This is a genomic window from Paenibacillus doosanensis, assembly GCF_025060755.1.
Classification (GTDB): Bacteria; Bacillota; Bacilli; order Paenibacillales; family NBRC-103111; genus Paenibacillus_S; species Paenibacillus_S doosanensis.
In genome coordinates, this window is record NZ_JANYUY010000010.1 from 87,134 (window position 1) to 113,473 (window position 26,340).

General features: G+C 50.2%; 24 protein-coding genes and 1 other annotated feature. Of the genes, 16 read left to right on the forward strand and 8 right to left on the reverse strand.

Annotation, left to right across the window (positions count from 1 at the left end; translation table 11 throughout):
- Positions 1 to 154: 154 nt before the first annotated feature.
- The 5 genes from lepB (at position 155) to N0M98_RS10390 (ending at position 9,199) form a co-directional block, all read left to right on the forward strand.
- The gene (gene lepB, locus N0M98_RS10370; protein WP_259617794.1) at positions 155 to 859 is read left to right on the forward strand and encodes a signal peptidase I; all 705 of its coding nucleotides are present in this window, start codon (positions 155 to 157) and stop codon (positions 857 to 859) included.
- A 126-nt stretch (positions 860 to 985) separates the two neighbouring features.
- Positions 986 to 2,722 (forward strand): ABC transporter ATP-binding protein, encoded by a 1,737-nt coding sequence (locus N0M98_RS10375; RefSeq protein ID WP_259617795.1) that lies wholly within the window; start codon positions 986 to 988, stop codon positions 2,720 to 2,722.
- A gap of 103 nt (positions 2,723 to 2,825) precedes the next feature.
- Positions 2,826 to 3,091, forward strand: a binding site (T-box leader).
- Between the two features lie 123 nt (positions 3,092 to 3,214).
- On the forward strand, positions 3,215 to 4,300 hold the full coding sequence (gene asd / locus N0M98_RS10380) for an aspartate-semialdehyde dehydrogenase (protein ID WP_249863469.1): 1,086 nt from the start codon (positions 3,215 to 3,217) through the stop codon (positions 4,298 to 4,300).
- Between the two features lie 99 nt (positions 4,301 to 4,399).
- Entirely contained in the window at positions 4,400 to 5,692 is a 1,293-nt protein-coding gene (locus tag N0M98_RS10385) for an arsenic transporter (RefSeq protein WP_259617796.1), read from the forward strand.
- A 471-nt stretch (positions 5,693 to 6,163) separates the two neighbouring features.
- Positions 6,164 to 9,199, forward strand: a complete 3,036-nt coding sequence (locus tag N0M98_RS10390) for a family 43 glycosylhydrolase (protein ID WP_259617797.1) — start codon at positions 6,164 to 6,166, stop codon at positions 9,197 to 9,199.
- An 86-nt stretch (positions 9,200 to 9,285) separates the two neighbouring features.
- On the opposite strand, the gene N0M98_RS10395 is transcribed toward N0M98_RS10390, so the two are convergent.
- Both N0M98_RS10395 and N0M98_RS10400 read right to left on the reverse strand, forming a co-directional pair.
- A complete protein-coding gene (locus N0M98_RS10395; RefSeq protein WP_259617798.1) occupies positions 9,286 to 9,465 on the reverse strand; it encodes a type II secretion system protein GspJ in 180 nt (59 codons plus the stop codon).
- Entirely contained in the window at positions 9,462 to 11,300 is a 1,839-nt protein-coding gene (locus N0M98_RS10400) for a cation:proton antiporter family protein (RefSeq protein ID WP_259617799.1), read from the reverse strand. Before N0M98_RS10400 ends, N0M98_RS10395 begins: the two co-directional genes overlap by 4 nt.
- 237 nt (positions 11,301 to 11,537) lie before the next feature.
- On the opposite strand from N0M98_RS10400, the gene N0M98_RS10405 reads away from it, so the two are divergent.
- From N0M98_RS10405 to N0M98_RS10415, 3 genes are read left to right on the forward strand one after another with little or no spacing between them, the layout of a single operon-like run.
- Positions 11,538 to 12,623, forward strand: coding sequence for a GerAB/ArcD/ProY family transporter (locus tag N0M98_RS10405; RefSeq protein WP_249863466.1), 1,086 nt, complete (start codon positions 11,538 to 11,540; stop codon positions 12,621 to 12,623).
- Positions 12,616 to 14,061, forward strand: a complete 1,446-nt coding sequence (locus N0M98_RS10410; RefSeq protein ID WP_259617800.1) for a spore germination protein — start codon at positions 12,616 to 12,618, stop codon at positions 14,059 to 14,061. The genes N0M98_RS10405 and N0M98_RS10410 overlap by 8 nt, the downstream gene beginning before the upstream one ends.
- A 14-nt stretch (positions 14,062 to 14,075) precedes the next feature.
- A complete protein-coding gene (locus N0M98_RS10415) occupies positions 14,076 to 15,203 on the forward strand; it encodes a Ger(x)C family spore germination protein (protein ID WP_259617801.1) in 1,128 nt (375 codons plus the stop codon).
- A 111-nt stretch (positions 15,204 to 15,314) separates the two neighbouring features.
- On the opposite strand, the gene N0M98_RS10420 is transcribed toward N0M98_RS10415, so the two are convergent.
- Together N0M98_RS10420 and N0M98_RS10425 are read right to left on the reverse strand one after the other, a co-directional pair.
- A complete protein-coding gene (locus tag N0M98_RS10420; RefSeq protein WP_259617802.1) occupies positions 15,315 to 16,550 on the reverse strand; it encodes an MFS transporter in 1,236 nt (411 codons plus the stop codon).
- Between the two features lie 151 nt (positions 16,551 to 16,701).
- Positions 16,702 to 17,175: a MarR family transcriptional regulator gene (locus N0M98_RS10425; RefSeq protein WP_259617803.1), complete on the reverse strand. Its 474-nt coding sequence runs from the start codon at positions 17,173 to 17,175 to the stop codon at positions 16,702 to 16,704.
- A gap of 255 nt (positions 17,176 to 17,430) precedes the next feature.
- Here N0M98_RS10425 and N0M98_RS10430 point away from each other — a divergent pair, with 255 nt between their 5' ends.
- The 8 genes from N0M98_RS10430 (at position 17,431) to N0M98_RS10465 (ending at position 23,466) form a co-directional block, all read left to right on the forward strand.
- On the forward strand, positions 17,431 to 17,811 hold the full coding sequence (locus N0M98_RS10430; RefSeq protein WP_259617804.1) for a FixH family protein: 381 nt from the start codon (positions 17,431 to 17,433) through the stop codon (positions 17,809 to 17,811).
- On the forward strand, positions 17,808 to 19,175 hold the full coding sequence (locus N0M98_RS10435) for a right-handed parallel beta-helix repeat-containing protein (RefSeq protein WP_259617805.1): 1,368 nt from the start codon (positions 17,808 to 17,810) through the stop codon (positions 19,173 to 19,175). The genes N0M98_RS10430 and N0M98_RS10435 overlap by 4 nt, the downstream gene beginning before the upstream one ends.
- Positions 19,172 to 19,726, forward strand: a complete 555-nt coding sequence (locus N0M98_RS10440; protein WP_259617806.1) for a nitrous oxide reductase accessory protein NosL — start codon at positions 19,172 to 19,174, stop codon at positions 19,724 to 19,726. Before N0M98_RS10435 ends, N0M98_RS10440 begins: the two co-directional genes overlap by 4 nt.
- 2 nt (positions 19,727 to 19,728) lie before the next feature.
- Complete coding sequence (locus N0M98_RS10445; protein WP_259617807.1) at positions 19,729 to 20,547, forward strand: ABC transporter permease; 819 nt, start codon at positions 19,729 to 19,731, stop codon at positions 20,545 to 20,547.
- Positions 20,540 to 21,277: an ABC transporter ATP-binding protein gene (locus tag N0M98_RS10450; RefSeq protein WP_259617808.1), complete on the forward strand. Its 738-nt coding sequence runs from the start codon at positions 20,540 to 20,542 to the stop codon at positions 21,275 to 21,277. The genes N0M98_RS10445 and N0M98_RS10450 overlap by 8 nt, the downstream gene beginning before the upstream one ends.
- 28 nt (positions 21,278 to 21,305) lie before the next feature.
- Positions 21,306 to 21,863, forward strand: a complete 558-nt coding sequence (locus N0M98_RS10455; protein ID WP_259617831.1) for a redoxin domain-containing protein — start codon at positions 21,306 to 21,308, stop codon at positions 21,861 to 21,863.
- Between the two features lie 64 nt (positions 21,864 to 21,927).
- The gene (locus N0M98_RS10460) at positions 21,928 to 22,596 is read left to right on the forward strand and encodes a response regulator (protein WP_259617809.1); all 669 of its coding nucleotides are present in this window, start codon (positions 21,928 to 21,930) and stop codon (positions 22,594 to 22,596) included.
- 18 nt (positions 22,597 to 22,614) lie between these two features.
- Positions 22,615 to 23,466 (forward strand): cytochrome c oxidase assembly protein, encoded by an 852-nt coding sequence (locus N0M98_RS10465; RefSeq protein WP_259617810.1) that lies wholly within the window; start codon positions 22,615 to 22,617, stop codon positions 23,464 to 23,466.
- 1 nt (position 23,467) lies between these two features.
- Here N0M98_RS10465 and N0M98_RS10470 read toward each other — a convergent pair whose 3' ends face one another.
- From N0M98_RS10470 to N0M98_RS10485, 4 genes are all read right to left on the reverse strand, one after another.
- Positions 23,468 to 24,073, reverse strand: coding sequence for an SCO family protein (locus N0M98_RS10470; protein ID WP_259617811.1), 606 nt, complete (start codon positions 24,071 to 24,073; stop codon positions 23,468 to 23,470).
- Positions 24,070 to 24,414 carry a c-type cytochrome gene (locus N0M98_RS10475; protein ID WP_259617812.1) on the reverse strand — a complete coding sequence of 115 codons (345 nt, stop codon included), beginning with the start codon at positions 24,412 to 24,414 and terminating at the stop codon, positions 24,070 to 24,072. Before N0M98_RS10475 ends, N0M98_RS10470 begins: the two co-directional genes overlap by 4 nt.
- Before the next feature lie 237 nt (positions 24,415 to 24,651).
- A complete protein-coding gene (locus N0M98_RS10480; protein ID WP_259617813.1) occupies positions 24,652 to 25,482 on the reverse strand; it encodes a PfkB family carbohydrate kinase in 831 nt (276 codons plus the stop codon).
- A 29-nt stretch (positions 25,483 to 25,511) separates the two neighbouring features.
- Positions 25,512 to 26,339 carry a carbohydrate ABC transporter permease gene (locus N0M98_RS10485; protein ID WP_259617814.1) on the reverse strand — a complete coding sequence of 276 codons (828 nt, stop codon included), beginning with the start codon at positions 26,337 to 26,339 and terminating at the stop codon, positions 25,512 to 25,514.
- Position 26,340 lies beyond the last annotated feature (1 nt).

Below are 26,340 nucleotides of genomic sequence, written 5' to 3' on the forward strand. Positions count from 1 at the left end.
CCAAACTGGAACCAGTTGCGGCACTCCGTTTTTTTGGCTCCGTTCGCCCCAGAGTTCAGGAATCATTCACCAATTATGGATGCCGGATACATGCTTTATCGTATAATGGGAATTGGAACGGTTATTTGAGCGGCTATTTGGGGAGGTGTCTTCATTGCGCTTTGGCGTATTTATTTTGACGATAGCTGTTGCATTGGCGGCTTGCGCCCGCGAGCCTTTGCGGGATAACGTAACGCAAGAGAACGTGAAGCCGATCGAAGCGACGGCAGGAATGGTAGTATACCATCACGGTTATGACAATATGGACCGCGGACATCATGAATACGATAACGTCGATGTCGTCGTAGATCCAACCTATTACCAAGCGAATCCGGTTCAACGAGGGGACGTTGTCTATTATCAAAATCCGAAAAAGGGCGGCGCAACCGACAATGGGAGCGAGAAGGAGATTTCGAGAATTGTCGCCTTACCCGGAGAGAGCATCCGTATAGATAAGGGACAGATTTACATCGATGGAAGAAAACTGGACACCTTTTACGGTCAAGCGCGCCGGCTTGGAATGAATGTGCAGGAACTGCAAGCGGCTTCCGAAAAGTCCGGCCTGCCCGACAATATACGCGTGAACTTCAAAACGAATGTGAAATTTATTCTGGAGAGCGAAGAAACGAGCAAGCAGCCGATTCGAATACCGGATGGACAATATTACCTTATTGGGGACGATTGGTTTCGCAGCGCGGACAGCCGGCATTTCGGAACGATTCCGCAAGAAAGCATCCTGGGCAAGGTCATCGGTTATAAACCGTATTGTTTTATTATAACCGAATCTTCCCGCTGCAGCGCCGCGGCTTCATCAGTATAATGGGAGGTAGCAGGACCAATCCAATATGAAACGGGTGTTGATTATGAAAACAACTTTGACGTCCATCGCCAAGCCGACACGGAGGGCGACTATACTTTAACCCTCCGTCATATGGAGGAGAACCGTTTGAATTCTCGAACCAAGAAGTTTTTGTCTTATTACAAGCCCTACTTAGGTTTGTTCTGGGCCGACATGGCCTGCGCATTCGTCGTTTCCGCGATTACTCTGATTCTGCCTTTATGCGTCAGGTACATTACTATATATGTGTTGGAAGCGAGCCAGCCCGGCGCGCTGAAGAAGATTTATATGATGGGCGCCGTTATGCTCGCTCTGATTGCCGTTCATACCGTGTGCGACATATTCATTTCCTACAAGGGACACAGGATGGGGGCGATGATGGAAAGCGATATGCGCAGCGAGCTGTTCGATCATTATCAGAAGCTGTCCTTCAGCTTTTATGACGAGCATAAAACAGGCCAGCTCATGAGCCGGGCCACGAACGACATTTTGTCGCTGGCGGAATTGTATCATCACGGGCCCGAGGATATTGTCATTTCGGCGCTCAAATTGATTGGCGCGCTCGCCATTTTGTTCACGATCGATGTGAAGCTTACGCTGATTGTCTTTTTATTTCTGCCTGTGATGGCGGTTTATGCATGTTATTTGAACAAGCGGATGAATGCCGCGTTAAGAAGAACCAAGGAGCGGATCGGCGATATCAACGCCCAGGTGGAAGATACGCTGGCAGGCATTCGAGTGGTCAAATCGTTTGCCAACGAGCAGGTGGAACGGCAGAAATTCGCTTGCGCGAACGAGCGTTTCGTTCAAAGCCGAAGCGAAGGATATAAGAGCGAAGCCTATTTCTTCGAAGGCATGAATGCGTTCACACATCTCATTACGACGGCCGTGGTCGTCTTCGGAGGAGCTGCGATCGTGGGGGCTTCATTGGAAATGGCCGATCTGCTGACTTATATTTTATGCGTCGGCATCCTTATCGAGCCTATCAAGCGGCTGGTTAATTTCGCCCGGCTGTACCAGGAAGGCATAACCGGGTTCGACCGGTTCATGGATATGCTGGAGATCGAGCCGGATATTCAGGATGCGAAGGACGCGGAGGAGCTTACGGATGTTCGGGGGCATATTGCGTTCCGCGATGTCAGCTTTAAATATAAAGAAGATTACGGCCATGTTCTGAAGCATGTCACGCTCGATATTCAGTCCGGAGAATACGTCGCCGTCGTCGGGCCTTCGGGCGCAGGCAAATCGACGCTCTGCTCGTTAATTCCGCGTTTCTACGAAGTCAGCGAGGGGACGATTCTTCTTGACGGCCGCGACATCCGGAAGATCGGCTTGCGATCGTTAAGAAAGCACATCGGCGTCGTTCAGCAGGACGTTTATTTGTTCGCGGGCTCGGTTCTGGACAATATCCGTTACGGCAACATGGAGGCGACCAGGGAAGAGATCCTCGAAGCGGCCAAGCAGGCAAACGCCCATGAGTTCATTATGGAGCTGCCGCACGGATACGATACGGATATCGGGCAGCGCGGCGTGAAATTATCCGGCGGGCAAAAGCAAAGATTAAGCATCGCCCGCGTGTTCCTGAAAAATCCGCCGATTCTTATTCTCGATGAAGCGACGAGCGCGCTGGATAATGAAAGCGAGCGGGCCGTGCAGGATTCGCTGGAGAGACTGACCCGTCATCGCACGACGCTGGTTATAGCCCATCGCTTGTCCACGGTCCGAAACGCGCAGCGAATCGTTGTATTGACGGACAGCGGAATTGAAGAGCAGGGAACGCACGAACAGCTGCTTGCCCGAAGCGGCGTTTACGCTAATTTACACCATATGCAGCTTAGAATGTAGGACAGAGCTGCCGTGCGGACAGCTGAAATGAAACAAAAAATCGAACTTTCAAAAAAAATGTTTACCGAACCGCGGATATTTGGTATTATTATCGCAAACACGTTCAAATGCGATGATGAGAAGAGTAGATAAATGAAATTCTTTTGCAGAGAGCTCCGGCAGCTGAAAAGGAGTAAAGATTTCTTTATTGAAAAAAGGCTCAGAGCAGCACATCGGAACCGGATCAGGATGGGGATGGTGCGCCAGGAGCTCCTGTTACAGAGCTAGAGTATAAGCATTACAGCGTAATGCCGTACTTGAAGAGGCGAATATGGCGACATATTGGCGAATCTGGGGTGGTACCACGAGCATACGAATCTCGTCCCCAAGACATTAGTCTTGGGGGTGGGATTTTTTTTATTGCAGTCAAGGTAACACACGACCCGGAAGCCAGACGTATATGATGAAAAAGAGCGCTTAATCAGACCCTACGGAAAGGATTGGAATGGTATTATGACGCAAAAATTAAAAGCAGGTATTGTCGGAGGAACGGGAATGGTAGGGCAGCGGTTTGTGCAGCTGCTGGATCAGCACCCTTGGTTTGAAGTAACGGCGATTGCGGCAAGCGCCGGATCGGCAGGCAAAACGTATGAAGAAGCGGTGCAAAACCGCTGGAAATTGTCCGGCCCGATTCCTGAAGCCGTGAAACATATCGTCGTGCAGGACGCTTCCAAGGTGGAAGAGGTTGCCGCCGGGGTCGATTTTATATTCTGCGCCGTCGATATGAAGAAAAATGAAATTCAAGCGCTGGAGGAAGCTTACGCCAAAACGGGCACGCCGGTCATTTCCAACAACTCGGCTCACCGCTGGACGCCGGATATCCCGATGGTCATTCCGGAAATTAATCCGGGGCACATCCAAATCATTGAGGCGCAGAGAAAACGGCTCGGCACTTCGACCGGATTTATCGCCGTGAAACCGAACTGCTCGATTCAGAGCTACGTTCCGGCGCTTAACGCGCTGCTCGATTACAAACCGACGACGGTGGTCGCCTCGACGTATCAAGCGATTTCCGGCGCCGGTAAAAACTTCACCGATTGGCCGGAAATGCTGGACAATGTGATTCCGTATATCGGCGGCGAGGAAGAAAAAAGCGAACAGGAGCCGCTGCGCATCTGGGGCAGCATTGAGAACGACCAGATTGTCAAAGCGAGCGCGCCGCTTATTACAACGCAATGTATTCGCGTTCCGGTAACGGATGGGCATTTGGCTACCGTCTTCGTATCGTTCGAGAACAAGCCGTCCAAAGAAGAAATTCTCAGCCGCTGGCTGCAGTTCAAAGGACGTCCGCAGGAGCTGGGCTTGCCAAGCGCGCCTAAGCAATTCATTACTTATTTCGAAGAAGACAACAGACCGCAAACGAAATTGGACCGCGATATTGAACGCGGCATGGGCGTGTCCGTAGGCAGATTGCGCGAAGACTCCGTGTACGACTATAAATTTGTCGGTCTTTCCCATAATACGCTTCGCGGCGCGGCGGGCGGAGCCGTACTGATCGCCGAGCTGCTCAAAGCGGAAGGCTATATTCAAGCGAAGTAATCCGGCTTACCCCGTCTGCTTCATTAATCGAGACGGCAAGAATTCCTATTTTTGGAAGCTTGCCGTTTTTTGGCGTCATTCATTATTTAGGAGGATGTTATGGCTGTCACGGCATTTCTAATTTTTACGCTCACCCTTGTTTTCGTCATTTGGCAGCCAAAGGGGTTAAGCATCGGATGGTCGGCAAGCGCGGGGGCGGTTCTCGCTTTGCTGTTCGGTGTAGTCAGCCTAGAGGATGTAGGTACGGTCACCGGTATCGTTTGGAATGCAACGTTAACGTTTGTCGCCATTATTATTATTTCGCTAGTGTTGGATGAAATCGGATTGTTTGAATGGGCGGCTCTACATATGGCGAGGCTTGCGCGCGGCCATGGACTGCGCATGTTCTTCCTGATCGTTCTGCTCGGATCGGCGGTGTCCGCCTTGTTTGCCAACGACGGCGCCGCTTTGATTATGACTCCGATTGTTTTGTCTATGGTACGCGCCCTCAAGTTTGACGGCAAGCTGATCCTCCCGTTTATTATGGCGAGCGGATTTATAGCGGATACGGCTTCTTTGCCGCTTGTCATTAGCAATTTGGTCAATATCGTCTCCGCGGATTATTTCGGCGTCGGCTTTGCGGAATATGCCGGCCGGATGATCGTGCCGAATTGCTTTTCCATCGCAGCCAGTCTGCTTGTACTGTATTTATATTTCCGGAGCAGTATTCCCGGGAGCTATTCTCTCGCTGAGCTGAAAAGTCCGGAGGAGGCGATTAAAGATCCGAGGCTGTTCCGATTATCGTGGGTGATATTAGCCGCGCTGCTCGCCGCCTATTTCGGCAGCGAGCTGCTACCGGTTCCGGTATGCGTGATCGGGGGGGCCGCAGCGGCCGCTCTGTTGATCGCCGCGAGAAGAAGCCCGGCCGTTAAGACGTGGCAGCTTGTCCGAGGCGCTCCGTGGACCATCGTCATATTTTCCATCGCGATGTACGTGGTGGTGTACGGCCTTAGAAATTCGGGCTTGACCGATGCTCTAGGCCAAGTCATTCAAGCTGTCGCAGACCGTGGGCTGTTCGCCGCAGCGGTCGGTATGGGCTTTATCGCGGCAATTCTCTCCTCGATCATGAACAACCTGCCGACGGTCATGATCGATGCTTTGGCGATCAAAGGAACGCAGACCGAGGGCTTCGTCCGGGAGGCGCTGATTTACGCCAACGTCATCGGGTCGGACTTGGGTCCGAAGATGACGCCCATAGGCTCATTGGCGACCTTATTGTGGCTGCACGTATTGTCCGCCAAAAAAGTGAAGATCACCTGGGGATATTATTTTAAAACGGGCGTTCTGCTGACCGTCCCTACGCTGTTTATTACTCTTGCAGGGCTTTATGTATGGCTGATGCTGCTGCAGTAGCACGCCCATGTCCGCATTTGGCTGTGGGTTGCCGTTGTGGTCATCGCTGCGGCAGCCGCTTGGATCGCTGCAATCTCCTTGCGGGGAAGCAGAAGGAAGCACGGAAAAGCTTTAATTAAATAGTATCAATCAATAGAGGCTGCCGTTATTTAACGGCGGCCTCGCTGCGTTTACCGGGAAGGCGAGCGCGCGGTTTCCGATAGAAAAGAAGGGGAGAAAAACGTAAAAAAGGTCCGGTTATTACAAATCTATAATTTTAAAAATATGGTAAGTTAGAAACAAATGCAGCGTATGATCATCTCGCTCGCATCGACACTGGTCAAGCAGCAAGAAAGCTATCCTTGGAGTTATGCAGTCTGAATGCATTCGGTTAGGGGGGATCGGGCTACAACCATACGGACAATAAACGAAAATCGGCATGGCGGCGGAGCGAAGAGACGAAAACGAATTTGGAAACCGGGAGGCGCATCAATGAAAAGAACGATCGGAATACTGGTCATGGCGATCATCTTCATGGTAAGCGCGTGGAACATCCCTGCGAATGTTCTTGCGGCAGATCCGACGATGGATGGCCACGGTTTGTTGGGGGAGTTCTTCAAATGCGAGAAAAATCCCGATAACCGGAGCGATATTAACGTATTTACATTTGACGATTTTCGGGGAGAACGCACGGTGGCGAACTTAAACGGCGATTCTTTTGAAAGCATTTTCAAACAATTGACCGGAACGCCCGATTATAATACCGCACGGTTTACCGGTACGATCGTACCGAAGTACACGGAAGACTATACGTTTCACATGGAGGGGGATGACGGGTTTCGGCTGTGGATTAACGGGGAGCTGATCATCGATTTTTGGCAGCAGGTTTGGGAAGTTCCGCAAGTCAGCAAGCCGATTAGTTTGGAAGCCGGCAAGCATTACGATATCAAAGTAGAATATTTGCAAGGCTGGGGCGGCACTTGGCTTCGCATGGAATGGGAAAGCGCAAGCCAAAAGCGGGAAATCGTGCCGGAATCCGCGCTTTATTTGCCGCTGGACCGCGTTATGAAGGCGAAAAAAGCCGATTTGACCGCAGAAATTCAAAAGGCGGCTTATTTGGCCGACAACTTCGCCGATAAAGTCGACCCATCGGCATTGAACGGCTTCATTGCCGTTAAAAACGACGCGGAGCAGCTGCTTCTTACCATCGATAGCCAAAGCATCGGCGACGAAGAGAAAGTGCAATTATTAATGGGAACGATGAATCGCGTGTCGGCTGCCCGGTCCGATTTCATGAAAGAGATGGGAGTGACAAGCTCATCCGTATTTAGCAAATTCAGCAATCCGCTCTATCAAGGACAAGACCCGTTCGTAACGTATAAAGACGGCTTCTACTATTTCGTGTCCTCGAGCAATCTGGACTCGAACAACAAAGTGTACGTATCCAAATCGCGCACCTTGACGGATCAAGGGGAAAAGATCATGGTGTTTGATTCGAAGGGCACGCAAACCCGGATCTTTGCTCCGGAAATCTTCTTCTTTAACGGTAAATGGTATATCTATTATTGCGCCGATCTGAAAGATTACGGGTACAAGCATATGGCTACCGTGCTGGAGTCCGTTACCTCCGATCCGCAGGGGGCTTATGTGGACAAAGGCGCTTTGTATACCGGCGAACGTGGCGAGTACAAGCAAGCGAACGATTTTACGGTATTTGAACATAACGGCCAGCTCTATGCGATTTGGGGAACTTTAGGCTCCGGAGAGCCGGCGGGGCCTGCCATAGCTCCGATGGATAACCCTTATACGATTACGGCGGACCGTTCGATTTTGCCCGGCGGCGGCGGAGAAGGCCCGCGCGTGCTGCAGAAGGACGGCAAAGTATTCGTTACCGTGTCGGAAGGCGATTATGCGTCCAACGGCTACCGGTTATCTTATTTTATGAATACGGACGGCAATTTCCTGAACCCCGGTTCATGGACCCGTACCAATAACGTTTTCGTGTCGACTGCCGACGTATCCGGCCCCGGCAGAGCGGGCTTCGTCAAATCGGTGGACGGTACGGAGGATTGGATGATTTATCATTCGCGGGTATATAAGGATACAAATCGTAACTGGTGGCGCGAAGTCAATCTTAAGAAATTCGATTGGAATGCCGATGGAACGCCTAATTTCGGCCAGCCTGCTTCTCCTTATGATTGGCAGCAGCTGCCATCCGGCGATTTGGGACAAGGCGATATGTATCAAGCCGAGGATGCCGTGTTGTACGGCGATGCTGCCAAAGATAACAGCCACGCCAATTATCAAGGGACGGGGTATGTTCACTTGTCCAAAACGGCCGGCGCCGAAGCCAGCTTTGTCGTCAGTGCGGCGGAGGAAGGAGATTATATCGTAGGAGCCAGATATGCTTACGGCGAGCAGGCAGAAGGAGAGTCGACCAATAATCCTACGGTGCAGCTTCCGTCAAGAGCGCTGATCAACGTATTTGTCAACGGGATTCATGTCAAATCGATTACACCGGATAAAACGGCTATCAGCTGGGATGAATGGTTTACGGATTCGCAGCGGCTGGCGCTGAAGAAAGGGAAAAATGTCATCAGCTACCGGATTGACAACGGTTCCATCGGCAATGTGAATCTGGACTATATAACGATGTACAAGGCGGATGTGCCGAATCCGGTCGTGCCGACCAAGCTGTCCGGAACGCTGGCAGGCGTCTCTGAAATTCCGGCGGGACAAAGCTTCGAGCTGCGCTACGGGTTAACCCGTGTGCCGGGCGGAGCGGCTCATGCTATCTACGCCCAGGATTTGCAGTTCACATATGACCCGGATAAGCTTGATTTCGTGTCTGCCGAACCCTTGAAGGAAGGTCTTATGATCCTGGCGGTGAAGAAGGATATTCCCGGCCAGGTACGCATTCTGCTTGCGAGCCAAGGCGCGGATCATTCCGTCACCTCGGACGGAGAACTGCTTACATTAAACTGGAGAGCGGTCCAGAAGACGGCCGGAACCGGCATTACGCTCTCACGGTTATTGCTTGCCAATGCTGCGGGCGAAGAGAATTCGCTCGATCCGGTTGCGTATAACGTGCAAATTATCGGCAAGGAGGATTTGAACAAAGAAGCGTTGAATGCGTTGATCGATCAAGCGCGGTCGGTTCTGAACGCGGCGGTGGAAGGCAGCGCGCCGGGGCAATATCCGGCAGGTTCCAAAGCGGCTCTGCAATCGGCCATCGATGCTGCTGCGGCAGTATCCGCAAACGCCAATACCCAGGCTGAAATCGATCAGGCGGTTATCGCCTTGAATCAAGCGCTGCAGCAATTTAAAGAGTCGGTCAACGGCTCCGTGCCGGGCGATATGAACGGGGACGGCAAGGTAACCATCGGCGATCTTGCGCTTGTCGCAGCGAACTACGGCAAAAATTCGGCAAGTCCGGATTGGAGCTCGATCGAATACATGGACAGCAACCATGACGGCATCATTGATATTGCCGATCTGGCGGCTGTTGCCAGCGCAATCATTCAATAACACGGCATGTTCGAAAATGAGAGCATCCAGCATGTAGGGAGGCTGCCGGCATCGACCGGCAGCCTTGCTGCGTTAATACTAGAGCGCTAATTCGAGCCGGAAAGCTTGTTCAACTGAGCGACGATCTCTTGCGGCTCCATCCGCTGCATGAAGTCGGGGTTGACATAGGAGTGACGGATGATTTTATCCTTATCGATGATGTACGCTGCCGGAACCGGCTGCAAACAGCGGTTGGATGCATTGAATTGCAGGAGGTCAAGCTTCAACTCGTCACCAGCGAACGAAAGAAATCAACTTGCTCCGCATTGCCGCTAATCAGCAGACGGTCTCCGAGCCGAATTTCCGTATTGCCGTGCGGAATGATAAAAGATTGTCCGCGATATATACGTAAAATCAATATATGTTCCAGCCCTGGCAATTGCCGGAGATAGGTTGTCCGGTAAGGCAGATGCTGAATCGTCACTTCAAAAATCATGCCTTCGTCTTCAGAGAGCAGTTTAAGCGCGCCCGGACTGTCGATAAGCGCCCTCAGCACGGTACGGGCGGCATATAGGGTAGAAAATACTTCGAATCCGTAGTGAACCATGTCCGATTGCAGCTCTGGCGATTCTATGCGCACGAGAATTCTGCCGTTATACTGCGCCTTTACTTCTTTGGCCAGGCTCGCGTTGAATGCATCATCCATTGTCGCGATGACCAGGATATCCGCTTCGAATGCTTGCCGTTCCTTTAATGCGGCTTCGTTCATTTGCGGCAGATGGTATATGTTTAGCAGCGACGACGGCTGAATATCCATTTCTTTTCTCTCTGAGCTGGCCTTGGTGAATATACGGATGTTATACACCGTTTCATGGGACAGGTCTTGCGCCACAGGCAACGAAATATGGTTCAGGCCGATGATGGAGATCGATATTTTCTTATTCTGCTGCTTAGGGGCCAATTTATTGAAGAGAATGGGAAATATCAAGCAGCTGAGAATGGCGACCAAGATTAACGCTCCGTGGAACGATTCGCTGATCAGATGCAAATCCAGGGCGAGCGTTGCCGCAGCTATAACCAAGCTCAGTTTGGAGGATAACAGTATGGCCGAGCTAATGACGTCCCTCCAGTTATACCATTTTTTTAATAAAATCAACGGAACGAGCTTGGCTACGAACATCACGATCAAGAGCAGGGGGATGGATAACAAAATTTTATAGTCTGCGAACAAATACTTCAGTTCCAGCTTGGCGCCGACCATAACGAAAAAAATCGGAATTAAAAAGCCGTAGCCGAACGATTCGAGTTGATGAACGAATTCTTTCTTGGGCTTGATCAAGGAGACGATGACACCGGCCAAAAAAGCTCCCAAAATATTTTCCACACCGAGCCGCTCCGAAATAAACACGATCACCATAATCAAGGTAAATATAAATCTGGTGCCGAACTGGATCGAGCCTTCCTCCAGAACTTGAAACGCTTTGCCGGAAGCAAATCGCTTGACGAACATATAGATGAAGGTGATTAGAAAGAAAAATAACAAGAGCAGCAGCATTTTTGACATGCTTTTAGAAAGAAAGCTTACGTAAAACGAAAGAAGAATCATTGTGAAAAAATCGGCGAGAACGGTAACCAGCAGCAGCGTTTGTCCCAAATCCGTCGCCAGCAGTTTTCTTTCCTTCAAGACAGGAACGACAACACCGAGCGATATAGTGCCGATAATCAACGTGGTAAGAAATACTCGGTCGATGAATCCGGCGGCGACGAGCAGCCACGACAATATGCCGGAAAGGATAAAAATTCCCAAGAAAATCACGGCGGCCGCGGTCAAAGGTTCGTATTTCCTTTTTTTTCCGCCTTTCTGTTTCGTAAACGAACTGAAATCGATCTCCAGGCCGCTTAGAAACATCAGGTAAATAAATCCGAGCAGGGAGAGAAGCTCAACCCACGGATCATCCCCAACCAGGTTGAATCCGCTTCTTCCTATGACAAGACCGGCGAAAATCTCCGCAACAACAACAGGCACTACTCTCAGTCTTAACTGGTATAACAGCACGGGAATGATAAACGAGATGGACACGACAAGAATCAAACTGCCAAGCGAACCTCCATTATGCTCCATGAACATCCACCTCCTCCGTTATGCGTGCGCTAGGACGCGCGCAGTGCAAGCTTTGAACGCTTGCCCTTACTATAAAGATACATGAATTGGCAATACTATGCACCATACGAATTATCGTCAAGGGTTCCCGGTATGATCATGATGAATAATCTCCCGGTACACATGTTTTCCCGGAACAACAGGCATACTATTAAATGCCATTTCAGGAAATAAAACATCGGAACGGGGGGAGGAGCGGTGAACGGCACCATTACATTTATCCAGACTGTGATGATCCTGCTATTAGCCATCGGTTTAATGGATCACGTGATTGTCATTCCGATTCTGCTGGATGCGGCGAAGAGGGATGCCTGGATTTCCGTAGGCCTGGCCGGATTAGCGGGAATCGTCTGGGTCGGTTTGTTATACACCGCTTTGAACAAGACGCGGGGAGTGCATATTTTCCAATGGATCAAACAGGCTTATTCGCCCGTCTTGGGACATGCGCTCGCTGGGATCGCCGGGTTATACATGCTCGTTTTATGCGCGGTCACGCTGCGGGACACTTCCACTTGGATTCATCTGACCTTTTTACCGAGAGTGCCTATGCTGCCTCTTGCCTTTATCTTCGGTCTGCTGTGCTTTATTAACGCGGCTTGCGGCATCCGATCCATCGCGAACACATCTGCGCTGCTGGTTCCGTTCGTGATCTTATTCGGTATTTTTGTCAGCCTTGCCAATCTCCCCAACAAACGATACGCTCTCTTGAAGCCGTTTTTGGAAATGGGCATGCATCCCGTCTGGGAAGGCATGGTTTACGCCGGAGCCGGCTTTATCGAGGTGATTATGCTGCTGTTTCTTCAACCGCATATACGCAATAAATATTCCTTGGTCAGCGTGCTTCTGCTGACGGTTATACTTATCGGCTTGACGGCGGGACCGATCATGGGCGGCATAGCGGAGTTCGGACCGGAGCAGCTGTCTAAGCTGAGATATCCGGCCTATGAGGAGTGGAGGCTGGTATCGATAGGGCGCTACATCGAGCATCTTGATTTTTTAAGCATTTACCAATGGTTTTCCGGCGCATTCGTGCGCATTTCGCTGACGATGTTTCTGATAGCGGATATTGTGATGATCCGCAGTTATCGCCAAAAGCGGGTGATTATGGCCTGCGTCTTTTTGCTATCGGTCGCTTTTTCCATGCTTCCCTTCAGCGATAACTACTTTCTGGACATGCTGCGCGACCTTATTTTACCGCTGTCGGTACTGTCCATGGTCATCTACAGCCTCATCGTCATAGCTCTTATTCATTGGAAAAAAAGAGGGGGAGTCCCGCATGAATGATCCGTCGCCGGAATGCAGGCTTCGCGAGTTATTCGGTCGGTGCGACGACGTGATGTTCGATCCGCTCAATCTTCCTAATCAAGCGCAGCCCGCCAAAGTGTTATTGATTTATTGCGAAGGCATGTGCGATGTCAAACAAATGAATTCTTTTGTCGTTCCCAGTTTGCTGGACATGTATCAAAGGAGCGAAATCGCCGGCAGCGAAGCATTGGAACGGCATGCCGCGATGAGATTGGAGCGCATAACGGACCGGTCCGATACGGAGGATATCGTGAACCGTGTGTTTAGAGGCGATCTGCTGATGCTCTTTGAACCGATGCAGGAGCTCTACAGCGTCAATCTGGCAGATCCGCCGAGCCGGGGAACCGAGGAATCCAACACGGAGGTTTCTATTAAAGGGCCCCGGGACGGTTTCACGGAGGAGCGCATCGTCAACATCGGGCTAATTCGCAAACGTTTGAAAACGAACCGTTTGGCCGTGCGTACCTATACTTTCGGCGAACAGACCGAAACGAAAGTCAGCCTGCTGTTTATGCAAAACATCATTAAACAGGAAACGCTCGCAGAAATCGAGCAAAAGCTTGGCGAACTGCGCATCAAGGAGCTTACCACCTCTACTCAACTGGAGGAGGCGCTTGCCGGATTCTCGCTATTTCCAATGTTCGTGTACAGCGGCAGACCCGATTACATCGTAAGCTCGCTGCTGCACGGGCGTTTTGTGCTAATTATCGACGGTTCGCCTACGGCTTCGGTCGCTCCGGTGAATTTAACATTCATACTAAACTCATCGGAGGACTCCTATAATTTCAATTTATTCGTCATGTTCACCCGCTGCATGAGAATGCTCGGTCTGTTATTCTCTTTGTTCCTGCCGGGGTTCTGGATTGCGCTGCTGACCTTTCACCAAGATCAGCTCCCTTTTTCATTGCTTGCAACGCTCGTGATATCAAGACAAGGGGTTCCGCTCCCGGTTCCTTTGGAAGCCCTGGTCATGCTGCTGCTATTCGAACTGTTCCGCGAAGCGGGGATGCGCCTGCCGTCCACCTTCGGCCAAACCTTGTCCGTAGTCGGAGGACTAATTATCGGTCAAGCCGCCATCAGCGCGGGAATTACGGCGCCGGGGATACTTGTCGTGATCGCTCTATCCGTTTTATCGACGTTTACCTTGACTAATCAGAGTATGGTCGGCATGGTCAGCATCCTTAGAATGATCGTCCTCATTATAAGCGGAATGCTCGGCTTGTTCGGTTTTCTCGTATGCCTCATGGGTTTGGTCGTATACCTGGTCAACCAGCGTTCCTTCGGCGTCTATTATATGGAGCCGCTCGCTCCTCCTTCGATCAAGAGCATCTGGGCGGCTTGGGTACGGACTCCTTGGGGCAAGATCGTCAACGTGCCGACGTTTCTGAAACAAAGCGGAGGGGATAAAAAACGATAAGGTGGCTTCGCTCCATGCTGGCGATCGTCATGCTGTCTTCACTGTTGACCGGCTGCTGGGGACTCCGGGAAATCGAGCATCTGATTTACGTCAACTCGGTGGGGATCGACTATGCCAACAATAAAATCGTCATTTACGTGCAATTGGCAAGCTTTTTCAATATCGCCAAAAAGGAAGCGGGAGCTCAGGACGAACAGCAGGTGATCTCCGTTGCCAGAGCAGAAGGAGAAACCTTCGATAAGGCGATCTTTAATCTGTATGCAACCGCCCAGCAGCGCATCGCCTGGAGTCATGTCAAGACCGTACTGTTCAGCGAAGCGGCTTTAAATGAAAAGATCATTAACCAGGTGCTGGACGTATGGGACCGCTACTACGAATTTCGCTATACGAATTGGGTATATGCGACAAAAGATTCCATTGAATCCGTGTTTTACGCTACTCCGGTACAAAACATATCCGTAGTGTATTCGCAGCTGAACGACCCGAACGATACGTATTCGCAAAATTCGGTGATCGAACCGCTCTACTTATTCGATTTCATGCGCAGCTGGTACGATAAGAGCCAGACGCTTAAAGTTCCGTTTTTAAAAGTGACCGACAATTGGATCGAAAATCAAAAGGTTTCGCCCAAATTGGAAATGAACGGTATAGGTTTTTTTCAAAACAACCGGTATTTGGGGGATTTGCCGAGAGCGCAGACGCGCGGGCTGCGATGGTTTAACGCGAAATTGAAAAGGACCAACGTATTCGTCAGGAAAGATAATATTCCCCAAGTGATGCTGGTGATGGAGAAGGTGAAATTTCAAATTCAACCGGAGATGAAGGAAGGGAAGGCCCAGTTTCGGATCAAAGTGTCGGCTCAGGGCAATATTCCGCAATTGATCCAAAACTTGACGGAAAAGCAGCTGAACCGGCTGGCTTCGGAGGAAATCGAAAAAGAAATCAGGGAGTCGTACGCCAAAGGATTGTCCAAAGGGATCGACGCCCTCAATTTGTCGGAGGTTTTATTCCGTGCGAAACCGCAGGATTGGCACCGGTTGGAGAACAATGGAGCCATTCCGCTGGACGAAAACTCTCTGGCATCGGTCGAAGTCGACGCGAAGCTGTACAGCGGGGGCATCTCCAAAATAAAAAAAGATTAGTCCCGCCGATAGGGATAGGGGCTGACTGTAGACGAAGAAGGGTTCAGAACTTGTCCTTAAGCTCTGAACCCTTATTATTATAGGGGTGCTTGCCCCAATAAAGCAGGTAGATCACATATTGACATGCTTCCTCTTATATAAAACCGGTATTGCCGCCGCTATAAGGATCATCCCCATAAAAGCGGGTGCGGCATGACCGAACGATACATAGATTTGACCTCCCGCGATAGGCCCAATCATTCTTGCCAAAGCCTGAATGGATTGGCTGCCTCCTTGAATCCTTCCTTGCTCGCTGGCATCGACAGACTTGGAGAGCATTCCGTTGAATGAAGGCCCGTAGATCGAATCGCCAAACCCGAATATAAACATTCCAGCGATAAGAAGAGGGTAGAATGTGAACAACGCAGATAGCGCAATGAAACTGTAGCCTACCATCTCCGATACCATTCCAAGAATCGCTATCTGTTTATCGCTAAGTTTCCTCAAAAGTTTGGGCATAATGAAGCCTTGTGAAATGATGTCCTGGACACCCATAATTGAAAACATAAGCCCGATTAGCGCGGGTTTCCAGTTGAAAGTATCCATTGTGAACTGTGAAAAAACGGCCTGTAAGGACCCGTTGGGAATCCAAAGTAAGAACGCCGAGACAAGCAGCCATTTTAAGTTTTTCATGGAAAGTATATTGGCAAGCTGTGTAAAAGGATTCAGCCTTACAAAGGTAATCTCTTTCAGTCTATTATTCTTGCTGAGGCTCTCAGGCATAAAAAACAATCCGTAAATAACGTTCAGTAAAGTGATTATGGCTCCAAAATACATAGGTGCGGAATAACCAAACTTGGCAAGCATCCCGCCTAGAGTTGGGCCGATGACGGTGCCTACGCCTACAACCGCACTTACCCATCCAAAGTATTTGGTTCTCTGATCGGGAGGAATGATGTCGGCAAAATAGGCGAAGATCGTGCTGATGCTCCCGCCCGTTATACCTTCTATTATGCGCCCGGCAAACAGCACCCATAGAGCTCCCCCTATGCCAAAAACGAAGTACCCGATTGCGGAACCAAGAAGGCATATTAAGAGCAAGGGACGGCGGCCGTATTTGTCGCTCAAAGCACCAACCACGGGGGCCGCAAAAAATACGCAGATTGCATAAACAGAGGTCAGCAGAGTAACGGCTATAGCTTGTTCTTCGGGATTGCTTGTGTAAGGCTGCACTAAGAAGGGGACGACTGGTGCAATGATACTGAAGCCTATTCCGCAAAGAAACACAGAGATAAGACCGAATAGTAAAGCATGTTTATCGACGGTTTGTTCTGTGCTTTGTTCATAGTGTGATCTAAATTTGAACATTAAATTCTCCTCTCAATAGTTACGGTTTTATTTCCTTGGCAACAAAATAATAACGCTGTTTTGTTTCCTTGTCAACAAATTGATGACGATAAAAATGCAGCCCGCTCTCGATAGAACTGGGCTGCCCCGTGATTTCATTTTCAGTATTCATTTATTCGGCCTTAAAATCTATACCCAGTTTCTTTATTTCCGCATCCAGATGCTTATTATACTTTTCCACGAATCTAAGCATACTGTCAAATTGCTCCTCGGTTACCTGCTCAAATACGGCTTTATCCCGATCTTGAAACTCTTTGTGCAGATCCTCATGGATTTTATAAATGACTTTCCCCTGCTCGGTAAGCCTGAAATAGATTTCTTTCTTGTTATCCGACTTCTGGTAGCTTTCGATAAGGCCTTTTTTGATGAGCTTCTTAGTTAATTTACTTATGGCACCGCGAGTCATATAAAAGGATTCCGCAAGTTTTGTCACGTTGGAATCTGCATTTTTTTCAATGTATTCAATGCAATGTACTTCAGAAGGCTTATAACCCTTAAGACTGTTCTCCATCTTATCTTTATTAAGCCAAACCATCTTGTTGTATAAGTCCCTGAAACCCAGTATGACCTGATCTTCTTTGTTCATGGCGTGTCCTCCCACCCGCTGGTGCGGCGACAATATTATATTAAATTTTTATTTCTATTTCAACAATTGTACAATAAAACGCCTGCTTTAACCGGATTGGCGATCAATTTGACAAAAGTACAAGCCAATTGGCTTCCTAATCTTGTTGCAAATTTTTCACATGATAGTAACCGTAATAGCCCTATCGGGTGATAGGAATAGGGGCGATTATCCGTAAAATAAGACATGGATATAAAAAGAAAGGGGGCGGCGGCGTTGAGACGAGCTATCATTTTATTGGTACTCGCAGGGCTCTGGATAATCGCTACGGCGTGTTCCTCCGGCCGGCAAGGGCAGGACCCGGCCAAGATCAAAGTCGAGCTGTCGACAGATCCGGTCACGGTGCAAGCAGGGCAGAAGGTCAAGCTGACGGCCACAATCGCGGGCCTGGTGAAAGAGGAGGGAGCTAACGTGCAGATTGACATCCGCAAATCGGACAACAGTCTTCTTCCTGATACGAAGGATGCACAAACGGTTGGAAACGGGCAATATTCGGCAGAAAAAACCTTCGATAAGCCCGGAGCGTATTCGATCTATATTCATCTGTATCAAGGGGATCTGCACATTACGAAGAAGAAAGAGCTGGAGGTGTCATGAGAAGGATACCGAAGCTGTGGACGCGCTTCTTAACGGCGATGGGCCTGCTCGTCTTAGCGTGGATATGGATCTGGATTCCCGGCAGCGTTATTGCAGCGCCAAGTGGAGACCACGAGCTTCAGACGATGGCGGACAACACGCCGGATGGAGGCACGCTCAAGCTTCCGGAAGGCAGCTACCAAGGCCCGCTCGTGATCAGGAAAGCGATTTCCGTACAAGGAACAGGTCATGTCGTCATCACCGGAGACGGGAGCGACTCGCCCGTGATCCGGATTGAAGCGGCTCGCGTCAGCCTGCGCAACGTAGCCGTTATTCAACCGTCGGGCGGGGATAACGCCGCAGTGCTGGTTGCGGGGAATCAAGCGGTGCTGGATACGTTAACGATCCGCACCCGCTCTTACGGCATCGTCCTGCGCGACAGCGGACAGCATGACATCTCCGGAACGACCATTGATTGGGAGCCGGTCGATGCATCACAGCCATCCGATGAAACCTCGCTGAAGCGAAACGGCATCGATCTGTATAATTCGCACGACAACCGGATTCACGATAACCGGATTTCCCGGATGAACGACGGAATCTATCTGGAGAGCAGCCACCGAAATGTCGTAGAACATAATTCGATAGATCGTTCCCGGTACGGCGTTCACTGTATGTATACGGACGGTACCGTAGTTAAAGACAATTACGGGGAGTTCAATGTAACCGGCGGCATGGTGATGGGAGTTCGCGATGCCTTAGTGACGGGGAATACGTTTATGAAACAAAGCGAGAATGTCAACTCGCAAGGGCTGTTGTTTTTTGACGTACAGACGTCTCGCATTGCGAATAATAAAGTGGAGGGTAATAGAGTAGGGTTGTATATCGAGCAATCGGATAAGAATGAATTTATTGACAATGTTGTCGTTCAAAATTTCGTCGGAATTCAGTTTCTGGAGTCCAATCAAAACCGGTTTACCCATAATCGCTTGGCGGGTAACGTGATTCAGGCGGAAGCCAACGAAAGCAGCGATAACCGTTTCGAACGCAATTATTGGGATGAATTTCACGGAATTGATGCCGACGGAGACGGGATCAGCGATATCGCCTATGCGATGAATCCGTTCTTCCAGCGTCTGACCTCGGCGACTCCCGCGTTTCAGCTGTTTTTCCAATCCCCCGGTATGCAATTTCTGGAAGGCATGTATTCGTCCGGGAAAGATGAATGGACGATTGACACGGCGCCGCTGATGAACCCTGCAGCTGAAGAACAACGGCAAGGGGACGGGAGAGGCGGAGGAACGACGGGCGTGTTGATGTTAGGCTTGCTGTTTACATTATTTTCATTAACGATAATAACCATGATGGGGGTAAAAAGAATATGAAACAATTTGCAGCGGCTTCGGTATTTTTAATGATTCTGATTGTGATGCTGTCCGGATGCGGTAAAGAAAAGTACGCCGCCGTGCCGATCAATGAAGCGACGGATAAATGCGCGATTTGCAATATGCAGGTCAAAGACGATGCCTTTGCTACGCAGCTGACGACGAAGGAGGGGAAAAACTACAAATTCGACGATATCGGCTGCATGAACGAATGGGTCGGCAAATATGGAATCGATACCGTAGGAGCGGAGTTCGTGCGGGATTACAATACGAAGGAATGGATCAACTATGATAAGGCGACCTACGTGTACGACGCTTCCTTTAAAACGCCGATGGCCTACGGGATTTATTCCTTCAAGGATAAAAGCACTGCGCAAACATTTATCGACGAGCAGAAAAAAGGAAAATTGATGAGCGCCGCCGATTTGAAAAATCATACTTGGGAGCGGGCCAAGGGCGCGATGGATATGGGCGATATGCACAGTCACGACAGCGGCGCCCCTTCGGAATCCGGAAGTGATATGAAGACGGATCACAGCGGGAAGCATTAATTATGAATCTTCTCCATATTGCGGTGAGGGAGGTTAAGCTCGGATTCCGTAATCCGTGGGCTTACTCCTTCATGATACTATTCACCGTCTTCAGCTTGTCGTTGTTGCTGATCAACACGCAAAGCTTTATCGAGGGCTATTCCAGCGGCACCTCGACAATGCTGAATTTCATACTATATCTGCTTCCGTTAATGACGCTGCTGATCGGGTCGTTCTCCCTGACATCCGAGAAGGAAGAGGGAAGCTGGACGCTGCTCTCGACGTATCCTATAAGCACCTTTTCGTTCATCGTCGGCAAATATACCGGTGTAGCCGTCGTACTGCTGATCATTATCGCCGTCGGTTACGGAGTGACCGGTATCGCCGGTTCTCTGTTCGGCAGGGGGCTTGATTTTCAGACGTATCGATTATTTATAGCTTTCTCCGCCGGACTTATAATATTATTCCTTGCCGTCGCTCTATGCGTCGGCACATGGGTTCGCAACCGGTGGCAGGCGCTGACGATCGGGGTTGCGATCTGGTTTTTTGCAGTGATCGGCTGGCCGACGCTGCTCGTTGCCGTGCTCGGTCTGCTGCCTTATATGTGGATCAAGCCGCTGCTGACGGCATTAACCGTGCTTAATCCGGCCGAGCTGGTGCGGCTGTTCGTCGTAGTGAAGTTAGGCGGGGGCTCGGCCCTCGGACCGGAATATTATGAATGGGTTCGCTGGATTCAGGCTCCGTCGGGGACTGTCAGCTTTCTGGCGATTTGTCTGATTTGGGTAAGCGCGGCTATCGGATTGGCACACTGGGTATGGGAAAGGGGGCGGGTCCGTGGATAAGCCGGTGCTTAGAGTCAGGGAAGTTACCAAACAAATCGGCAGGAAGCAGATTATTTATCCGCTTGATCTTACGGTGTATCAAGGCCAAGTGCTTGCGCTGTGCGGGGGCAACGGCGCAGGCAAGAGCACCCTGCTGCGCATGATTGCCGGCATCCTGCAGTCGACGGGCGGAAGCATCGAGGTGAGCGGAGTAAGCTGGAAGCACAATCGCCGAGCTTACGCGGAGCAAATCGGCTATATGCCGGATGACTATTTGTTCGGTCAAGGCTTATCCGCCGAAGAAACGTTAACGTTCTGGGGAACGCTGCGCAAAGTTTCCAAGGATAGAGTCAGAGAGACGCTGCGGATCGTCGGTCTTGAAGATGTGAAGGGCAGCGCCGTGTCTTCCTTCTCCAAAGGTATGCGGCAGCGTCTTCTGTTCGCTCAGGCGCTGCTTACGAAGCCTCCGCTTATCATTATGGATGAGCCGACGAACGGATTGGACCCCTATTGGCTGGAATCGTTCATCGCCCTGGTCAGTTCGGCCAGGCAGGAAGGGCATGCAGTCATTTTCTCGACCCATCAGCTTACGATCGCCGAGGTCGTCGCCGATCATGTCGTATTTATGAAAGAAGGCCGGATCATGGAAGAAGGAACGGTAGATTCGTTCAATCATAAATACGGAAGTCACGGTCTTCAAGGCGCTTTTCAACGTCTGTTCGGTTTGCATGCCGGCGAGAAGCAGGATTAGACAAGGAGGGAGCCAGACTCCATTGAGGATGAGTATCAAACAAAATGGAATGAAAAGCGGCAGGATGCGGATAGCGGGAGCGGCGTTATTGATCTTGCTGGCGTATACGTTCGTTACAGCGAACCGGCATAAAACGGACGAACCGGTCCAGGTTGGCCGGCCTGCACCGGATATTCAGGTGACGAATATGAACGGTTCGCCGGTCAAGCTGTCGGACTATCGGGGACAAGGTGTACTGCTGAACTTCTGGGGCTCCTGGTGCGTCCCTTGCGTAAGCGAGATGCCCAGATTGAAAGCGGCTTATGAATCGGAAGATATTCACGGGGTAGAAATAGTGGCTGTGAACGTCGGAGAATCCAAGGGAACGATTATGGAATTTATCCGGCTTCACGCGATTCCTTTTCACGTTATGACCGATCCGAGCGGCGAAGCGGCCAATGCATACCGGGTGAACGGGCTTCCCGCCACGTTCCTGATCAACGCCCAGGGACTGGTGAAGCGGATCATTCCCGGAGAGTTGACGAATACGCAGCAAATCCGTTCGTTAATGGAGAGTGTTCAGCCGCAGCCACAGCCGGGGCCGTAAACGGTCGGCTGTTCTTAATGACAGACTGAACGCACGATGCTGAAGAGGGGAGAAGAGGCCAGTTATGAATCCGAAACGAATTCTTCTTGCGGATGACCATGCCCTGGCCCGGGAAGCGATGAGAGAGATTATATTGACGGACGATTCCTTTGCAATCGCAGGCGAGGCCGTGAACGGGTATGAAGCGGTTCGTATGGCGGAAGAGCAGCTTCCGGATATGATTCTGATGGATATTTCGATGCCTGACATGGACGGTCTGGAGGCAACCAAGCAAATTAAAGAACGGTTCCCGCATATTAAAATTATTATGGTGACCGTGTCGGACGACATCACGCATTTGTTTGAAGCGATTAAGCGGGGAGCCCAGGGATATTTGCTTAAGAACCTTCATCCGGCCTCCTGGCACGAATATTTAAGGGCGGTCGCCTTCGACGAAGCGCCGATGTCCCGGGAGCTGGCCGTGCGCCTGCTGAAGGAATTTTCTTCCGTGCAAACGACGGCTCAAGAGACATCCCCCTTGACATCGAGGGAAAAAGAGATATTGACCTGCGTCGCCCGCGGGAAATCGAATAAAGAAATATCTAATGATCTATTCATATCGGAGCATACGGTAAAGAACCATTTGAAAAACATTCTGCAAAAGCTGCATCTGAACAATCGGGTTCAACTGACCCGCTATGCCTATGAAAAAGGATGGATTCGCGTAAACAAAGCGGGCTATGAAAAAAGGTGAAGGAGTTTTACGATACCCATGGATTTGCTGACCATCGTCAAGGCTTACGGATTCCGGGCCGTCTTCAGCCCCGAACTGCTGATCGGTATTGCGGCTATAGCTTATTTTTATGTGAAATATCGAAGGGGCGGGAATTCACGTGCGGAAACGGCTTATTTCTTGCTGGGGTTATTTCTGTTCTACCTGGCTTTGGGAGGGCCGCTCAATTTATTCGGTCATTTCTGGTTCAGCGTTCACATGCTTCAGCAGTCGATATTGTATCTGGTTGCTCCGCCGCTAATTTATAGGGGGATGCCTGCGGAATGGTTTGAGCATATTTTGCAAAACAAAGTCTGCAAAGCCGTCATCGCTGTCATCGGGAATCCGCTCATCGCAATATTTTTGTTTAACGGGGCATTGTCGTTCTACCATATTCCGTTTATATTCGATGCGACGATGTCGAACTATGCGCTTCATAATATGCTCCACCTGCTGCTGTTATTGACCGCCTTCGGGCTTTGGTGGCCTGTATATAATCCGGCCGGATTATATTCGCTCAGTCCGCTTAAAAAAATGGCATATATTTTCATCAACGGCATTATGCTGACGCCGGCTTGCGCGTTGATTATCTTTGCCGGCGACCTGCTGTATACGACGTATACCGGCAGCACGCATTTGCTGTGCTTGCCGTTTTATTCGGTAACCGTCGAGCGTTTACCGCTTAGCCTGGACTGGCTGACGCCGCTAAACGATCAACAGCTGGGAGGCGTCGTGATGAAAATCGTCCAGGAAGTATCCTACGGCTGTATGCTGGGCTATATTTTTTTTCAATGGTATCGCCAAGAAAAAGACGGAGCAGAGGATGGTTACGATCCGCTGCTCCAGGAATAGTTTATGATGACGATTCGGCCAGCTGCCGGATCGTTTCTATTATTTCATCGTTATTCATTTCATCGCCCATTTTGTATATTTTACGGATTTTGCCTTGCGTGTCGACAAGCATTAAGGAAGTGACCGTATGTACGAAGGTGCCGTCGGGCATTTTTTGAACCATCACCCCGAAATTTTTGGCGACGTCGGCCGTTTCCTGTTCTGTGCCGGTCAGCAAGGTCCAGCCGCTATAATCGATCCCCATTTTGTCGCCGTAAGCTTTGAACACCTCCGGGGTATCCTGCAGCGGGTCGAAGGTGATCGACATAAAATGAACCTTGGTCCCCCAGAGCTGCTGCTGCTTAAGCTCGTTTTGAATTTTGACCATGTTATAGGTCGTCATAGGGCATATGTCCGGGCAGCTGGTGAACATAAACTCGACGAGCCGGACTTTTCCGTCCGTTTCATGAAGCTGTACCGGCTTGCCGTCAAGGCCGGACAGCTTGAAATCGGGCGCTTGCTTGATCGCAGGAAGCGCCGGCTGCTCCTGCTTCATCCAGCTGTATACGCTTGCGATCATCAAGCACATCAAGAGGCTGACCAGCAGCTTGAAGCGATGCTGCTTCATTGTTTTTCCGCCAGCCATTTGGCCAGATTTACAATTTCTTCATCCTTTAGCGTGCTCTTGAAGGCGGGCATGCCGCCGCGTCCGTTTTGCACGATGCCGTACAGCTGTTTATCCGAATATTTGCCGCCGATTTTTTGCAGATTGGGGCCGATTTTTCCTTCCAGGTCGTTGCCATGACAAGCTATGCACGATTGTTTATAAATGGCTTCGGCAGCTTGGCTGTTGAGAGGCGTGTCGGGAAGCGCCGGTGCGGAGGCCTCCTGCTTCGTTGTCATAAACAGAACGGTAATCCCGACGACACAGGCAATACCGATTAAGACGGACATGGTCCATTTATACATATGATCCCTCCTTAAAATATCGGAATCATAGTAGCATTTTGCAGTAAAGCTTGTATATAGCTCTTTCGAGTCAGTCTATTTTTGCCGTGTGCGATTAGGACAGATAGAGGCAAGCGTGAATGCAGTGTTATCATAATGACTCATGATGTGGAGGCTGTCAAAACGATGTTGAAATGGAAAGATGTCTTGGAACGCTTATGTTGCTCGTTATGCTAATGGGCGCCGAAGCGGACTTGTTCACCACGCTTCTTCCGTTTCGAAAGGATGGGGGTAGCCGTAAGCGCCGTAAAAGGTGCATGTTACTGCCGCGCGATCGGCCGCATAATCGAGCGCTTGCTCCATATGACCGTGCTTGATGAACGACGTGAGAAATCCGGCGATAAAGCTGTCGCCCGCACCCATCGTATCGACAACCGTCGTTGGCTTGACGGCCTGAACATAGCGTTCGCCGTTCCTCGAGAACAAGGCGCCGCGCTCGCCCAGCGTAATGCCGACGATTGCGGTGCCCAAGGAATGGCATGTTTCAATCAGCAGATCAAGCCGCTCCTCCGGAAGCTCGGCGCCGGAGAAGAAAGCGTATCGGATATGAGGGCATACCGCCTGCAAATACTCCGTGCTGTAATTCGTCGAGAAGTCGAAGGAGATGTCGCAGTGCTTGCTGATCGAGCCAAGCTCCCCTTCGATATTCGAGTAGCAGCTGGTGTGGCATACATCGAAGGTGGCGATATATTCCAGATCATGCGGCATCAGCCTTAACCGGACGATATGCTGCGCCGTATCCTTGGGACCGGCCACAAAGACGCGGTTGCCTTCGACGAGTTGAACGCCGGGCGCGCCGCTGCGGGCGAATACTTGCCGGGAAAGCTCATAGGTCACTTGCTCAAGCTCAAGCGTTCGTCGAATATGGTCCGCTTTTTTATCGTTTCCGAATATGCCGATGTATGCGCACTCCTCAAAGCCGTTGCGTTTGCAATGGACCGCCACGTTGACTGCATTTCCCCCCGGATAATACAGCTGCTGATCCAGATAGCAATCGACGACGTTATCTCCAATCGCGATCATTTTCATACCGATTCTCCTCCCATAGTCAAGCTCATTTATCCTTTCACCGAACCTGCGGCAATTCCTCTAATGAAATACTTTTGCATAAAAATAAATAATATGATCAGCGGCAGCGCCGAGATGACCAAGCCTGCCAGGAGCACGCCCCAGTCGGTCGATAATGCGTCCTTGAAGCTCATCAGCCCTGCCGGAATCGTCTTGTATTTGTCGGAATCGATGAAGATGATCGCGAATAAAAATTCATTCCACGCATAATAAGCAATCAATATGGTGGAGGTCAACAAGATAGGGATCGACATGGGCATGAAGATGCGCCAGTAAATTTGCAGCGCCGAGCAGCCGTCTATTTTCGCCGATTCTTCGATTTCTTTGGACACCCCGAGAAAGTACGAACGGATGAGCAGCACGATCAGCGGCAGCCTGAACGCGATATAAGTGAGAATCAGCGCCAAATACGTATTATGCAGATGCGTTTGCTGCAGTAAAACGTAGAGCGGTATCAGACAAACTTGCGGATTCAGCATCATCCCGCCCATGATAAACAGCAGCGCCGCTTTATCCAGCTTGAACGAATACCTGCTTAAGCCGAAAGCGCATAAAGATGCGATCAGAACCACGCCGGCGACCGTGCTCGCCGTTACGATCACGCTGTTCAGAAAATAGCCGGCCACGCCTTTGTTCCAGGCGGTCACGTAATTGGAGAACAGCCATTTGCTGGGCAGCCCCCAAACCGATCCGAAAATTTCATCGTAGCTTTTGAACGACGAGACGACCATCCAGAACAACGGATAGAAGATAAGGACAACTCCTGCAAAAAGCAAAAATGTGACAATACTTCTGCCGATAACGAATTTCGTAACCACG